This is a genomic window from Gilliamella sp. Gris3-2 (genome assembly GCF_001690345.1).
Lineage (GTDB): Bacteria > Pseudomonadota > Gammaproteobacteria > Enterobacterales > Orbaceae > Gilliamella > Gilliamella bombi.
In genome coordinates, this window is the sequence record NZ_LZHB01000023.1 from 163,305 (window position 1) to 178,926 (window position 15,622).

A 15,622-nucleotide genomic window follows, 5' to 3' on the forward strand; every position below is an offset into this window, starting at 1 on the left:
TTATTTGTTCATCCCTTTAACTTGGTTTGGGATAATAGTGCTTTTTACTCGCATATTCTTACCTGGATTGGCTAATATTTGCTGTTTTTTGACATCGTATGTAATCAGATCACTAACAATATGATTATCTTGTTGAAATAATTCAGCATGACCGCGTAAAATAACATTATTTTGTTTTACATCATAAATAACTTGTGAAGAATGACCCGTTACAATCTTATTTTTTTCTGGTAAAATTTGTTTATAATTCACAGGTTTACCATAAGCTGTAATTTTTTGCTTATTTTTATCTTGCGTGTCAGTGATAACCACTTTATCAGCTTTTATAGTTAATCCTTCTTGGATAATAACAACATTGCCAATAAATGTAATTGTATTATTTTCAATATCAATTTTTTGATTATCTGCATCTATCGTAATGGGTTTATTATCAGCGAACATTTTATGTTCTTCTTTAGAGTTTATAGATTGCGAAGTAAGTTCATTAGCGAAACTACTTAAAGAGATTGGTAGCAGTAAAATTAATGAAAAAACAACCTGTTTTAGCGAACTCATGTTTTATTTTGCCTCTGTATTATAATATGTTTTTACATTTTCAAGTATGTTAGCCGTTTTGGCATGTAAATCACCCGCTAAACCAATACCAGTTGAATAAAATCCCACCCCATTAATGATGACAGGATCTTTTGATTTGACTAGTTGTGAAGTTAAATCTATCACGGCATTATCAGTTTTTACTTGTTTCAATTGAGCTTCTTGTGTCAAATTATCTAATTGAACATCATCATAAAGGTAAAGAAGTTTATCTTTTGTCAACGTTGCTTTCTTTGCTTTAATATGCCATGTAGCTGAATGATTCTGTTCATAAAACGTAAAATTGGGCAAATCAAATTCAGTATTATTTGAGTCATCAAAATGTCTTACATTACTGGACTCAATTTTATAAATAAGATCCCCAGATAAGTCATAAATATCTGTTAACATTTTATCACTTTGATAAATCGGCTTATCTGATATATTTAGAGTGGATTGATTTACAACCTCATCTCCTTTTTGATAATTATAATAAACACCGATAACAACAATGAGAAGTAAAAAACAGATTAGATTTTTTTTATTCATAACATACGTTTTTCACATTAATTAGAAATTATTATTTCGAATGCCAAAATTTTAATTATTCTACTTTATTTTTTATTAAATTAATATCGAACATTAAAAGAAGTTAAATCGTTTTGTGGTAATAATTCAAAAATATTAACATGTAAAATGCGTTAAGATGCAGGACCGCCATTTTCAATCCATTTTATTAATTTGCTTATTTGTAAACTATCACCTTGAGCTATAATCTCAACATCGCCATTATCTAAATTTTGAACATAACCAACTAAACCCAGTTTTTGGGCTTGCTGATAAGTAAAAAAACGAAATCCTACACCTTGCACGCGACCGCTAACATTTATCTTAACTTTCTTAATCATCTTGCGACCTCATTTTATTATAACCTGGATTCAAACATATTAATTTTAATGATGAAATACTAATTTAGGTTGAAAATACAGAACATAATTTTTTATCATGGTTAAATGTTAGATTCATTAATAATCTTGCAACTAGTAAGTTTTTTACTTATCGACTAAATTTTATTTTTCAATAAAATAAACAATAATAAATAATTAAAACAATGGAAATAAATATGTTATTAAAATATAAAAAAAAAGCTTTTTTTACTTTGGCTATTATCAGTATTAAGCTACTATACACTTAATTCATGTGCTTTTGCTAATGTTGAAATTGATAAACAGAAAATTGGCAAAGTCGTTGATGAATTTAATGGTGTGAAAGTCTATTATAATGGTAGCATCAATAATGTAAGTGGAAGAAATATTGCTAAAGACGGCTATAACTTAGGTCTGAAATATCAATGTGTTGAATTCATCAAACGCTATTATTATCAACGCTTCAATCACAAAATGCCCAATAGCTATGGGCATGCAAAAGATTTCTTTGACCCTTCAATCGTTGATGGAAAAATTAATCGTCAACGTAATTTATTACAGTTTCATAATGGTTCACCAACTAAACCAAAAGTTGAAGATATTATTATCCTTAATTGGTCAAATTATGGGCATGTTGCCATTATAAGTAAAGTAACAGACAACGAAATTGAAATTGTGCAACAAAACCCCGGACCAAATGCAAGTAGTAGAGCAACTTTTCCTTTAATCTTTAAAGATGGAAAATGGATAATAGAAGGTTTTGGCGTTTTAGGTTATTTACGTAAAAATAAATAATTGCCTGCACCAGAATAAACTACAACAAAAAAACAAATGGCATAATTACAGAAAATATTCAAAATAATAATTCAGATCGTTAATGAAGATTAATCAACAAACCATTCATTCTTCTGTTTTGATACTATTTTTATAGTCTCCAAAATAGCCGAAAGGTTTTCATGTTGAGCTATTGCAAAAAAATTTTGACAATCCCAGCTTCGGCTAACGTAATAAGTAACACAAATACTACCATACAAGTAGAGCTGTATGTCTTTGTGAGATTTATCACAGAGAAAGAGAATTTTTGGTAAAAAGTTTCAGGTAACACTATGTTTCAGTATAAAAAAGGAAATAAAAAGATAGCAAACTGGCAATCATATCTGTTTTTAACTGTATTAACGGTATAATAACTCTGGGTATGACTGGAATTTGGCTGTTATAAATGCCAATGGTTTTAAAGCAATACGCTATGTAATTAATGGGCTCTATTTTGATATTATTAATAGATAATTATGATTCTTTTACTTTCAATATTCACAATTATTTGTGTCAAGTTGGCGCAGAAGTTAAAGTGATTAAAAATGACGAAATGACAATTGAACAAATAAAAGAAATTAGCTTTTCTAAGATTATCATTTCGCCTGGTCCGGGATCCCCTGCCGATTCTGGAATATCACTCGCAACTATTGCCGAATTTAGTCATATTTGCCCAATATTGGGAGTTTGTTTAGGGCACCAAGCGATTGCTCAATATTATGGTTATAAGATCATCAAAGCACCAACACCTATGCATGGAAAAGTCGATGAGATAACGCACGATGGTCAAGGCGTGTTTAAAGGGATCAAAAGCCCTCTTTCGGTTGTTCGTTATCATTCATTAATTGCTTGTGATAAGCTTTTACCAAAAGACTCTCAATTAATCGTAACAGCAAGAAACAATCAAGGATTGATTATGGGATTACGTCACAAAAAGTTACCCATCGAGTCAGTCCAATTTCACCCTGAAGCAATTAAAACCGAATTTGGTTTACAAATGATTCATAATTTTGTCCATGAGCAATACTAAAATGAAAATTCATATCGACTTTGAAGGTCAACATAAATATTTTTGCAACCCTATCGCCATTTTAAAGTCTGATGATTATTCAACAATCAAACAACAATTTGATTCAATCGAAAAATTCACACAACAAGGCTATTATGCGGTTGGATATCTCGCTTATGAAAGCGCAATGGGGTTCAATAGTGAAAATAAAACAAAACAGAATTATGATTTGCCGCTATTGATATTTGGTATTTTTGATAAATTTTCTATCATTGAGCAAAAACATGTAGAAATAAGTGATTACACTCCACCAAATTTTGATTTGATGAGCGATACATCAATTGAGGAATATAATCAAAAAATTAACTTTATTCGATCTCAAATTGAATCAGGCAATACTTATCAAACCAACTATACAATTCAATTTACCACTCCATTTAATGAAAGTGCTATTAATTATTACCACTTTCTACAAAAGAACAATCAAGCCGACTATTGCGCTTATATTGAGTTTGACGATTATTGTATTTTATCAATTTCGCCAGAATTATTTTTTAAGTTAGAAAATAAAATTATTACAACAAAACCAATGAAAGGAACAACTGCGCGCGGTTTAAATAATCATCAAGATAAACAACAATTAGAATTATTATTCTCTGAAAAAAACCAAGCTGAAAATATGATGATTGTTGATTTATTACGTAATGATTTAAGTCGGGTTGCAAAGGCAGGATCAGTTACAGTTCCAAAATTATTTTCAGCCGAAAAATATCCAACCGTTTGGCAATTGACTTCTATGATTCAAGGTGAATTGAAAGAACATGTTAATTTATATCATATTTTTCAAGCACTATTTCCTTGTGGATCGATAACTGGAGCGCCTAAAACCAGTACAATGCAAATTATTGCAGATATTGAAAACTCACCACGTGGAGTTTACTGCGGGACAATTGGATATATTGAACCATATATGAACAAAGCTATATTCAATATCCCAATTCGGACTTTAACCATACACAATCAACAAATGCATTATGGTGTTGGCGGTGGGATCACTTGGGATTCAACCTCACAAGATGAATATAATGAGATTTTAGCTAAAACAGCAATTTTAACTCGTACCACTTCTTTTCCCAAATATATCATTGAATCATTATTGTTTGAAAAAGGACAATTTTTCTTATTGGAAGAACATTTAAGCAGACTTTCTCAATCAGCTGATTATTTTGATTTTAACTATGATATCAATGCAATTAAGTTGCAACTTATTAAGTTGGCAAATGCAACTAATAAAAATATTGGAAATATCTATAAAGTCAGAATTTTACTGCAAAAAAATGGGCTATATACCATTAGCGAGAATACAATTAACTCGCCAATGCAGATCAATGAAATCGAATTTGCAAAGCAGTGCGTTCATAACCAAAACGTATATTTGTATCATAAAACGTCTAATCGGGAGCATTTTCCTAATTTAATTACAGGAAAAGAATATATTAATTTTAACCAACACAATGAAATAACTGAATTTGTTAACGGTAACCTCGCATTGCGGATTAATAATCAATGGATTACCCCTAAAAAAGAATCGGGGTTACTAGCTGGCACCATGAGACAATTTTATTTAGATCACAATCAATTGTTAGAAAAAACGATTTTAAAAGATGACCTTTTAAAAGCCGATAAAATCGCATTTATCAATAGTGTTCGTAAATGGATAGAAATTGATGACAAGGTTTTTAGTCAGTTCAAACGATCATTAAGATCAATTACCGTTTAAATTCAAATATTCCGCCAACATTATGGCGGAATATTATTATGACATTAAAGTTTTATTGAGTTTGCAAAGTCTAGTTCTTCATCCTGCCAACCTTTAGATAGCGCATTAACTAAAGCATCATATCCATTACTTGCTAAAGGAACATAGCGTTCAAATGGTTTGCTTTCAATATTATTTTTACTATCAGTAACAACCCACCGTCCTTTAATCACCGCATCACCAGTATAGCTTCCATGAAACCCATCAATAAATAACTTTACCGTCAATGTTGGCGTTGTAATTGATCTGCTAGAGACTAAATAATTTGGTAACATGACCGTTAAATCTTGCGTCAATCGTTCTTGCAATTGCTGAGATAGTGTTGATGCCCATAAATGATGCGTTGCTGTTTCATATTTGATATTATCAGTTTGTAATACAATACCTGGTTTATTTAAAAAACTCACCACATCTACCGACTCAATCCAAATAAAATATTTGGTAGTTTTTATTTTTTGCGATACTGAACTCTGTAAATTACTAGTTAGTTGAAAATAGCTTTTACTTGGGTTGTTAGCTGAACAACCGACTAATATTGCAAGTAATGGCATAAATATGATTGTAAGTAGCTTTTTATATATTTTGTTCATCATTTTTTACCTTTTGCTTTAGGCTCTTGATCTTTCTTCGCTGGAGCAGAAAAAATCAGTGCATTGCTCTTATCATTGAGAGTATTAAGTAATGGCGTTAATTCATCCATCATCTGTTGCACTTTTTGTAAACTCTCTTTCATTTGGTTATTTAGTTCAGAGCCAGGTTGTAATTCTTTCATTGTTTCATTTAATGATCGTAATGTCTTTTGCAGATCTTTTGGCATATTTTGCATCTCTTTACTTGCCATAATCTGATTTAATGATTTCATTAACTGTTCGCTTGAAGCTAGTGATTGATTAAACTGTGATAGTGTGTTGTTAAGTGGCAAATTATTAAAATTGTCAAGTAACTGCATAATTTTTGCCTGAATTTGCGCAATTCCTGTCGAAGTAGCCTCAATTGTATCGTAACCAAACTGCTTCGCTAGTTGTGGATCATACTTATTTTTTAACTCAGGATAAAAATCAAGATCTATATATAGCGCACCAGTGAACATATTTGAAGTTTTTAATGACGCTCTTAACCCATTTTTTTGTTCTTTCATTATCAAAGCGGCAATATCGATTTTCTCATCAACTAATTCAGATAAACGATCAGGCTCTATCCTAATTAATATCGGCACCCTTTTATTTAAAATTGATGATTTTTCTAACATTTCAGCGGTATAAAATGGTACTTTAGACACTGTTCCTAATCTAATACCATGATATTCAACTGGTACTCCCTCTGTTAACCCCGATATAGAATCAGAAAGCATAATAAGGAATTCTTTATATTCAGTATATTGCGAATCTTGGATAGATTTTTTATCTTCATATAATGTATAAACTGCATTTTGCTCAGCGGGTGCACCTAATTTGGAGCCTTCGGGTAAATCAAAACTAATTCCTCCAGACATTAATACATCCAGAGAAGGGACATCCAGGCTTGCACCTCGAGATGAAAGAGTTAAATTGATACCTCCTTCTTTCCAAAATCGTACGTTTTGTGTTACTAACACATCATAAGGTTTAGTAATAAAAATTTGATATTTCATCTTACGCGATTCAACATCAAATTCCGAGGTCTCCACATTCCCTACACGATAACCATGAAACATGATAGCTGCCCCTCGAGGAATCACACCATTTTGCTCACTTTCTAATTTTAGACGAATACCTTTGATACTAGGATCAGACAACGGAGGCGCATCAGAAAGCACAAAAGGTTTATTTTGAAAACTATGATTATCGTTCCCTGCGGCTAATTCTATATAGACACCCGATAAAATAGTACCTAATCCCGTTACCCCATCACGACCAATTTCTGGCTTGACGACCCAAAAAATCGAATCATTTTTCAGCAATGGAGCCATATCGCTATAAACACGGCCTTTTATAACCACTTGCTGGTAGTCATCAGATAAAGTCACTTCATCGACTATACCCACATCAACACTGCGATTTTTAATTACCGTTTTGCCAGCAACAATGCCACTTGCGTCTTTTGCAAGTAATGTGAACGAGGTACCTCTATCAGCATAATGAGAGTAGATTATCCATAGACCAACAATTGCAGTGACAATGGGAATAATCCATATTGCTGAAATAGCTCTAATTTTAATTATTTTTGCCAATTTACTTGATGTTGCCATATTGTTCCTATTAATCTATTTTCTATTTTGCGGACGATCCCAAATTAAACGAGGATCAAATTTTTGTGATGCAATCATTGTGATAATAACGACAGTTGCAAAGAATGTAACGCCAATATCAGGATAAACACCCATCATTTGCTGATTTCTCACTAAAGAACAAACGACAGAAACAACAAATATATCTATCATTGACCATTTACCAATAAACTCAACTGCACTATATAATTTTTTCATTTTTAAACAATTATTCTTATTTTTTCGTTTTACTGCTAATGCAAAATAACAAAGCCAACTTAGTGAAATAATTTTTAAAATTGGTATAACAACACTAGCGAGAAAAATAACAAGAGCAACAGGTACATCACCTGCTTGCCACATATAAATAACTCCATCCATGATATTTGAAGTTGATGCAGCCCCCAAAACAACGGTTATCATAATTCCAAATAAATTAGCTGGAATGTAAAGAATTAATGAAGTAATTAATAAAGCTATAGTCCATTGTATTTTATCACGATCCCTAATTTTACTTTTTTGTTTACATCGAGGGCATTTTTTATAATGTATGGGTAATATAGCCTGACAACAATTACATAATTTTAGATTTTGACTAATTCCTGTTTTTCCAACTTTCAATGAATTAACAGCAAAGTTATTACGATGAATTTCGTTCCAAATTACTTCAGGCGAGAAAATAACTAAAGATTTTATATAAAAAAAGACAAATAGACAAAACGCCCAAAACGTACCAGTGACCCCAATACTGCCATAACTCATTAATTTAACAAAACTGACCAAAACACCAGTAAGAAAGATTTCCGGCATACACCAATGTTGAAATTTTTCATAAACAATAAGTAGATCGCGTTTGCGATATTTTGTTAATTGAATTCTGGAGCAAAGCAGGACGATGATTAATAAATTGAATATAGGGAAAAGTAAAACAAATAAAATAAAAAGCGCTGAAACATAGCTATATTTATCAAAATAAAGGGTCTTAGGAATATCTAATACGCTAACGCCAATGTAATTTCCTACAATTCGGATATCAATAAAGACAAAGCCGCAGGCGACAATAATCATAATTAATGAACAAGCTGCATACATAGCAGCTCTAAATTTCATATTGCTACTATTTTTAGCTAATGTAGTATTACAGCGTGGACAAACAGCTTTGTGCCCTACTGTTATATCAGTCAATTCTATGACCAAATCACAGTGTGAGCATAAAACATAATGTTGTTTATCAATGGTCATTGTTTTCCTTTATTTCGAAATATATTTTAACCTAAATAAATATTTCAGAGTAATATAACATTTGAGTATGAAATTAATGAGTTATTATTAAATAGTTTCTTGAAGAACAAATATTTTAATGAATAAAAGTTGGTTATATTAGCTCCAAAGCTAATCATATCAAATGACATTTTTTTATGAAAGTATTACTAAATTAAATTAGTGGGTTTTGATTATTATCAAATATAATCTTTATAAAATGCGTTATTCTTTTCATTATACTAAAATAATCAATATTAATTTAGGTTTGATAAAAATTCACAGCTATAAAATTAACAAAATAATTCAATAAATTTAATCTTGAATATCAATATTTCATCACCATTTGTTAGTTTCAATTATTACATAAAACAAATCATCCATAAAATTTGTGTCTTAATTTCCATAGTTAACTAAATAATTGTTGAGAAAAAAACTTGATACTGTATAACAATACAGTATAATATTACCAATCCTAACTCATTGGAATTTTATAATATGAACGAAAACAAACAACGCGCACTTTCTGCTGCATTAAGTCAAATCGAAAAACAATTTGGTAAAGGTTCAATTATGCGTTTAGGGGACACCCAAACGTTAGATGTAGATGCTGTATCTACAGGTTCTTTAGGTCTTGATATTGCTCTAGGTATTGGCGGTTTACCAATGGGTCGAATTGTTGAAATTTTTGGGCCAGAATCATCTGGTAAAACAACACTTACCTTATCAGTCATAGCACAAGCTCAAAAAGAAGGTAAGACTTGTGCATTTATTGATGCTGAACATGCACTCGATCCAATTTATGCAGCTAAATTAGGCGTTCAAGTTGACGACTTATTAGTTTCTCAACCTGATACAGGAGAGCAAGCCCTTGAAATTTGCGACGCTTTGGTTCGTTCTGGTGCTGTTGATGTTATTATTGTCGACTCAGTCGCAGCATTAACTCCAAAAGCTGAAATTGAGGGTGAAATGGGCGATTCTCATATGGGATTACAAGCTCGCTTAATGTCACAAGCATTACGTAAACTAACTGCGAATATCAAAAATGCAAATTGTTTAGTTGTATTTATTAACCAAATTCGTATGAAAATTGGTGTTATGTTTGGTAGCCCAGAAACAACAACAGGCGGTAATGCACTAAAATTCTATGCTTCTGTTCGCCTTGATATTCGTCGCACAGGTTCTGTGAAAGAAGGCGAAGATATTATTGGTAGTGATACTCGCGTTAAGGTGGTTAAAAATAAAGTTGCAGCACCTTTTAGACAAGCAGAATTCCAGATTCTTTATGGTTGTGGTATTTCTAAAGAAGGCGAATTGATTGACTTAGGGGTTAAACATAAGTTAGTTGATAAAGCTGGTGCATGGTATAGCTACAATGGCGAAAAAGTTGGACAAGGTAAAGCTAACTCAATTAAGTTTTTACAAGAACATCCTGAAATCGCAAAAGAGCTCGAAACAAAACTACGTGATTTATTACTAAATAGCCCTGCAGATTTTACAGCACCTGAAGACGATACTTCATTAGAAAATGACAGCATTGAATAATGAAAAAAAACTCAATAAATCAATCCTAAATAAAGCTGTGCAATTACTTGCACAGCGCGATCACTCTTCGTATGAACTAAGCCAAAAAATGATATTCTTTTTTGCAAAAAAGCTACAAAGTACAGAAGATGAATATCATGACCAATTGAGTACCCTAAAAGCTGAAATACAAGATGTGGTTGAATATTGTATTAATCAAAATTGGATAAATGACACCCACTATATTGAAAAATATATTGTTATGCGTGCCAATAAAGGCTACGGAAAGTATAAAATTGCAATGGAACTCAAACAACGGGGGTTATCTGTTGACTTAAGCCATCAGCTATTGCAAACATCTGATATCAACTGGGAAAACCTTGCATATAAACAATTATTAAAAAAGATAAAACAAATCAAACCAGAAAATAACAATAAAAAACAAAAAGCTATTCAGTTTTTAGTTGCTAGAGGTTATACACAAGATGATATTAAAGCTGCTTACGATTTGTTGACTTAAATAATTATAATATCTAGAATACGAAATATATAATTTAAAGCCTATTACAAATAAAGCTCATTAATTCTTTTTTATTTTATCCCTATTTACTTGTAATAAATATTAGTTAGCTCCACTCCAATTTAGGAAGATTTACTTTTCAACTTTAGTTGTAACGGGTATATTACTATGTTTAAAAATCTATCGTTTTATATGGAAGCATAAATGAAAAGTACTGCAGAAATTCGTCAAAGTTTTCTTGACTTTTTCCGTGGCAAAGGACATGAAGTTGTCGCAAGTAGTTCCCTTGTTCCACACAATGATCCAACATTATTATTTACTAATGCTGGAATGAATCAATTTAAAGATGTATTCCTTGGTGTTGATAAGCGTTCTTACACTAGAGCAACAACATCGCAACGTTGCGTCCGTGCTGGTGGAAAACATAATGATTTAGATAATGTTGGTTATACTGCTCGACACCATACATTTTTTGAGATGTTAGGAAACTTTAGTTTTGGTGACTACTTTAAACATGATGCAATACATTTTGCATGGGAATTATTGACCAGCAAAGAGTGGTTTAACCTACCTAAAGAGAAGTTAACCGTTACCGTTTATGAGACAGATGACGAAGCATATGCAATATGGGAAAAAGAAATCGGTATCCCTAAAGAACGCATAATTCGTATCGGTGATAATAAAGGTGCTCCGTATGCCTCAGATAACTTCTGGCAGATGGGTGATACCGGCCCTTGTGGTCCTTGCACCGAAATTTTCTATGATCATGGTGATCACATTTGGGGAGGACCTCCTGGTAGCGCAGAAGAAGATGGTGACAGATTTATAGAAATTTGGAATATTGTCTTTATGCAATTTAATCGCCATCCCGATGGAACAATGGAACCATTACCTAAGCCATCTGTGGATACTGGTATGGGACTAGAACGTATTGCTGCAGTGCTACAGCACGTCAACTCTAATTATGAAATAGATCTGTTTAAGAAATTAATTAATGATGCTGCTAACGTTATTCAGACTAAAGATTTAGAAAATAAATCGCTACGCGTTATTGCCGACCATATCCGCTCTTGTGCATTCCTAATTTCAGATGGAGTTTTACCTTCAAACGAAGGGCGAGGCTATGTACTACGACGCATTATTCGACGCGCAGTGCGTCATGGGCATATGCTAGGAACAAAAGACATTTTCTTTTATAAACTAGTTAAACCATTAATTGGTGTGATGGGAAGCGCAGCGGTTGAATTAGAAAAAAATCGAAAACTAGTCGAAAATGCACTTAAAATTGAAGAAGAGCAATTTTTAAAGACTCTTGAACGAGGATTATCTTTATTAGATCAGGAATTAACCAAAATAACGGGGAAAGTTTTACCTGGAGATATCGCATTTAAACTTTATGATACTTATGGTTTTCCATTAGATCTAACGGCAGATGTGTGTCGTGAAAAAAACATTACTATCGATGAAGATGGCTTTAACCAATGCATGGAAGAGCAACGAAAGCGAGCTCGCGAATCAAGCTCATTTAATGTTGATTATAGTAATGTTATCAAGCTTGATGATAAAACTGAATTTTTAGGTTATCAAGCAACAGAATCATCAGGAAAAGTTATTGCTATATTTAAAAACGGCCAAAAAGTCGAAAATATTAACGCAGGTGATGAAGCTATTGTCGTTTTAGACAAAACACCATTTTATGGAGAGTCTGGTGGCCAAATTGGTGATAAAGGCTTACTAACTGCGGCTAATCTTGAATTTAGTGTTTTTGATAGCCAAAAATATGGTAAAAGTATTGGTCATTTTGGTCAAATTATAAAAGGCTCTTTAAAAGTTGGTGATAATGTCATTGCTGCTATTGATGTTGAGTTGCGTGAACGTATTCGACGTAATCACTCAGCTACGCATCTATTACAAGCGGCTTTACAACGTATTTTAGGCAACCATGTCCACCAAAAAGGGTCTCTAGTTAATGATAGCTATTTACGTTTTGACTTTTCACATAATCAAGCCATTACGCCAGAACAAATTATTGAAATAGAGAACTTAGTAAATCAACAGATTCGTCGTAATTTACCTGTTGATATTGAGCTAATGCCAATTGATAAAGCTAAAGATAAAGGCGCTATGGCTTTATTTGGTGAAAAATATGAAGATATCGTTAGAGTTCTAACAATGGGCGATTTTTCAATTGAACTTTGTGGTGGTACTCACGTAAATAGAACTGGTGATATTGGGTTATTTAAAATAATATCAGAATCAAGCATAGCTTCTGGTGTACGCCGTATTGAGGCAACTTCAGGGCAAAATGCAATGGATCTGATCCATAATGAATCTAATTTATTAACTCAAATTGGACAACTAACTAAAAGTGACAAATCGGCAGTTTTAGTGCGCATTGAGCAATTGATCGAGCAAACTAAACAGCTTGAAAGAACAATTGAACAACTAAAAGCACAGAAAGCTAGCCAAGAAAGTGCACAATTACTTAATCAATGTGAAAAAATCAATGATAAACATTTACTAATTGCTAAACTTGATAATGTTGAAGCAAAATTATTACGGACTATGATTGATGATCTGAAAAATCAATTAAAGACAGGTGTAATAATTTTAGCCGCTGTCAATGATGATAAGATCAATTTAGCTGCAGGTGTAACCAATGACTTAGTCAATATAGTTAAGGCAGGAGATTTGGTTTCCCAATTAGCATTAAAAGTAGGCGGTAAAGGGGGTGGGCGACCTGATTTCGCTCAAGCAGGTGGAATGGATCTCTCGGCATTACCAGAAGCGTTATCTTCTGTGAAAAAGGAAATCAGTAATAAATTACAAGCAAATTAGCCAGATAGACTCAAAATATTTGTTAATTGAATATTAGAGTTTTCTGTAAAATCCCGTCTTATTGATGGGGGCTGATAAAGCTATATATTAAAATTGTTTGGATATATACTTAACTGATATTAGGAGATCTAATGTTAATTTTAACTAGGAGAGTAGGTGAAACACTAATAATTGGTGATGATGTAGTTATTACCATCTTGGGCGTGAAGGGAAATCAAGTCAGAGTAGGTATTAATGCACCTAAAGAAGTTTCTATTCATAGGGAAGAAATATATAACAAAATTCATCAACCACAAGAAGCAAATGATGAAATACCTAAGTCCATAGGGTAATATTGGGCAGGAAATAAACAACTAGCACGCGTAAGCAAAAAAATGTTTGACTTATTTTTTGTAAAACGTAATATGTGCGCCACACATTATGATTTTGTTGTTAAAGCAAAATCATAATACATTGGTGAGATGGCCGAGAGGCTGAAGGCGCTCCCCTGCTAAGGGAGTATGCGGTCAAAAGCTGCATCGAGGGTTCGAATCCCTCTCTCACCGCCATTAAATAAATTAAAATATGCATCCGTAGCTCAGCTGGATAGAGTACCCGGCTACGAACCGGGCGGTCAGGGGTTCGAATCCCTTCGGATGCACCATTTTAAATAAATTCAAAACGCATCCGTAGCTCAGCTGGATAGAGTACCCGGCTACGAACCGGGCGGTCAGGGGTTCGAATCCCTTCGGATGCACCATTTTAAATAAATTCAAAACGCATCCGTAGCTCAGCTGGATAGAGCACTCGGCTTCGAACCGAGCGGTCAGGGGTTCGAATCCCTTCGGGTGCGCCATTAACCACTTTCGAACACTTTATCAGTTATAGCAATAATAAAAAAAATAAAAACTTATCTTATTATATCCAGATTCAAAAACAGCGAAGAACTACTCATCACACCACTTTGTACGTTTATTTGTATATTTTGGAAATTTTGATACCGCATAGTTAAAACTAATGTAGAAAATTACGCTGCTTGTTTTAATGTTTTATATTCGGCTGTGTCATGTTATTTAATGCCTCATGTGGTCTTTCAGTGTTATAAATCATTAACCATTCTTCGGTTATTCTCCTTGCTTGTACTAATTTGTTAAAAAGATATAAATTGAGTACTTCAGTACGGTTAAATCGTTCAATATAGCCATTTTGATAAGGTTGGAATGGCAACACATTTTCAAACAAAAAATTAAGGGGTAAGTGTTTTTTAAATTCAACGGGAGGCAAGTAGCCTAACGAAGAATGTAATCGTTTATGATTATACCAATAGGCATAAGCTGTAATAGTCTTTACTTAATCTGACGTTTGAGTTGAAACGTTGGTGTAAATACCCCAAACTTAGTACACAACTCACGTAGAAAATCATGCTGCTTGTTTTAGTGTTTTATACTCAATCGGTGTCATGTTATTTAATGCCTCATGCGGTCTTTCGGTGTTATAAATCGTTAACCATTCTTCGGTTATTTTCCTTGCTTGTGCTAAGTTGTTAAAAAGATATAAATCGAGTACTTCAGTACGATAGGTACGATTAAATCGTTCAATATAGCCATTTTGATAAGGACTACCGGGCTGGATATAATCAATGGTTATATTATGTGATTTAGCCCAGTTTATAAAGGTTTTTCCTGTAAATTCTGGCCCATTATCGACCCGTATTTTTAATGGATACCCATGATATTCGGCCAGTTTGTCTAAGTAACGGGTAATCCTTCCTGCTGGTAAGCTTACTGCAATATCAATCCCTAACGCCTCACGATTAAAGTCATCGATGACATTGAATGTCCTAAAGCGACGCTGATTACGACTACTGTCACTCATAAAATCCATTGACCAGCATTCACCTTGTTTATTGGGTGCTGATAGCCTTTCTGGGCTTCGTGGAGGAATGCGCTGTTTACGCTTTATCCTGAGATTAAGCTTTAATTCACAATACACCCGATATACCCGTTTATGATTCCATTTATAGCCGAGCTTTTTGATACGATTAAAGCATTTAGGAAAGCCCCAGCGTAAATGCCTGTCCGTGATAGCATTCAACACCGAAACAATCACCGAATCA

Annotated in this window: 13 protein-coding genes, 4 tRNA genes and 3 pseudogenes; 11 read left to right on the forward strand and 9 right to left on the reverse strand. The window is 33.1% G+C overall.

Annotated features, from left to right (window positions below; translation table 11 throughout):
* The 3 genes and pseudogenes from lptA to yccX form a co-directional block, all read right to left on the reverse strand.
* Positions 1-555 carry a lipopolysaccharide transport periplasmic protein LptA gene (gene lptA / locus A9G32_RS04105; protein WP_065589835.1) on the reverse strand — a complete coding sequence of 185 codons (555 nt, stop codon included), beginning with the start codon at positions 553-555 and terminating at the stop codon, positions 1-3.
* A gap of 3 nt (positions 556-558) precedes the next feature.
* Positions 559-1,122: an LPS export ABC transporter periplasmic protein LptC gene (lptC, locus tag A9G32_RS04110; RefSeq protein WP_034913230.1), complete on the reverse strand. Its 564-nt coding sequence runs from the start codon at positions 1,120-1,122 to the stop codon at positions 559-561.
* Between the two features lie 80 nt (positions 1,123-1,202).
* Positions 1,203-1,481 (reverse strand): annotated as a pseudogene (gene yccX, locus A9G32_RS04115) (acylphosphatase).
* A gap of 357 nt (positions 1,482-1,838) precedes the next feature.
* Here yccX and A9G32_RS04120 point away from each other — a divergent pair.
* From A9G32_RS04120 to pabB, 3 genes are all read left to right on the forward strand, one after another.
* Entirely contained in the window at positions 1,839-2,294 is a 456-nt protein-coding gene (locus tag A9G32_RS04120) for a CHAP domain-containing protein (RefSeq protein ID WP_218055829.1), read from the forward strand.
* Between the two features lie 472 nt (positions 2,295-2,766).
* On the forward strand, positions 2,767-3,342 hold the full coding sequence (locus A9G32_RS04125) for an anthranilate synthase component II (protein WP_081296748.1): 576 nt from the start codon (positions 2,767-2,769) through the stop codon (positions 3,340-3,342).
* 1 nt (position 3,343) lies between these two features.
* Positions 3,344-5,101 (forward strand): aminodeoxychorismate synthase component I, encoded by a 1,758-nt coding sequence (gene pabB / locus A9G32_RS04130; protein ID WP_176701312.1) that lies wholly within the window; start codon positions 3,344-3,346, stop codon positions 5,099-5,101.
* A 44-nt stretch (positions 5,102-5,145) separates the two neighbouring features.
* On the opposite strand, the gene A9G32_RS04135 is transcribed toward pabB, so the two are convergent.
* From A9G32_RS04135 to A9G32_RS04145, 3 genes are read right to left on the reverse strand one after another with little or no spacing between them, the layout of a single operon-like run.
* The gene (locus tag A9G32_RS04135; RefSeq protein ID WP_080702350.1) at positions 5,146-5,733 is read right to left on the reverse strand and encodes a PqiC family protein; all 588 of its coding nucleotides are present in this window, start codon (positions 5,731-5,733) and stop codon (positions 5,146-5,148) included.
* Positions 5,730-7,367 (reverse strand): intermembrane transport protein PqiB, encoded by a 1,638-nt coding sequence (gene pqiB / locus A9G32_RS04140; protein ID WP_065589838.1) that lies wholly within the window; start codon positions 7,365-7,367, stop codon positions 5,730-5,732. The genes A9G32_RS04135 and pqiB overlap by 4 nt, the downstream gene beginning before the upstream one ends.
* A gap of 15 nt (positions 7,368-7,382) precedes the next feature.
* Entirely contained in the window at positions 7,383-8,627 is a 1,245-nt protein-coding gene (locus tag A9G32_RS04145; protein WP_065589839.1) for a PqiA/YebS family transporter subunit, read from the reverse strand.
* Between the two features lie 516 nt (positions 8,628-9,143).
* Here A9G32_RS04145 and recA point away from each other — a divergent pair.
* The 8 genes from recA (at position 9,144) to A9G32_RS04185 (ending at position 14,362) form a co-directional block, all read left to right on the forward strand.
* Positions 9,144-10,190 carry a recombinase RecA gene (gene recA / locus A9G32_RS04150; RefSeq protein WP_034913207.1) on the forward strand — a complete coding sequence of 349 codons (1,047 nt, stop codon included), beginning with the start codon at positions 9,144-9,146 and terminating at the stop codon, positions 10,188-10,190.
* On the forward strand, positions 10,183-10,689 hold the full coding sequence (locus tag A9G32_RS04155) for a regulatory protein RecX (protein ID WP_176701313.1): 507 nt from the start codon (positions 10,183-10,185) through the stop codon (positions 10,687-10,689). The genes recA and A9G32_RS04155 overlap by 8 nt, the downstream gene beginning before the upstream one ends.
* A gap of 204 nt (positions 10,690-10,893) precedes the next feature.
* Positions 10,894-13,527: an alanine--tRNA ligase gene (gene alaS, locus A9G32_RS04160; RefSeq protein WP_065589841.1), complete on the forward strand. Its 2,634-nt coding sequence runs from the start codon at positions 10,894-10,896 to the stop codon at positions 13,525-13,527.
* 131 nt (positions 13,528-13,658) lie between these two features.
* A complete protein-coding gene (gene csrA, locus A9G32_RS04165; protein ID WP_034913196.1) occupies positions 13,659-13,859 on the forward strand; it encodes a carbon storage regulator CsrA in 201 nt (66 codons plus the stop codon).
* A gap of 123 nt (positions 13,860-13,982) precedes the next feature.
* Positions 13,983-14,075 (forward strand) — tRNA-Ser (locus A9G32_RS04170).
* Positions 14,076-14,093: 18 nt separating this feature from the next.
* Positions 14,094-14,170: transfer RNA gene (locus A9G32_RS04175), tRNA-Arg, on the forward strand.
* A 19-nt stretch (positions 14,171-14,189) separates the two neighbouring features.
* Positions 14,190-14,266 (forward strand) — tRNA-Arg (locus A9G32_RS04180).
* Positions 14,267-14,285: 19 nt separating this feature from the next.
* A tRNA-Arg gene (locus tag A9G32_RS04185) sits at positions 14,286-14,362 on the forward strand.
* 185 nt (positions 14,363-14,547) lie between these two features.
* Here the strand turns inward: A9G32_RS04185 and A9G32_RS12965 are convergent.
* The 3 genes and pseudogenes from A9G32_RS12965 to A9G32_RS04190 all read right to left on the reverse strand — a co-directional run.
* Positions 14,548-14,724 (reverse strand): annotated as a pseudogene (locus A9G32_RS12965) (integrase core domain-containing protein); the annotation flags it as partial.
* A gap of 51 nt (positions 14,725-14,775) precedes the next feature.
* Positions 14,776-14,847 (reverse strand): annotated as a pseudogene (locus A9G32_RS13570) (integrase core domain-containing protein); the annotation flags it as partial.
* 78 nt (positions 14,848-14,925) lie between these two features.
* On the reverse strand, positions 14,926-15,622 hold a 697-nt coding region (locus A9G32_RS04190; protein ID WP_141672875.1), incomplete at its 5' end, for an IS3 family transposase.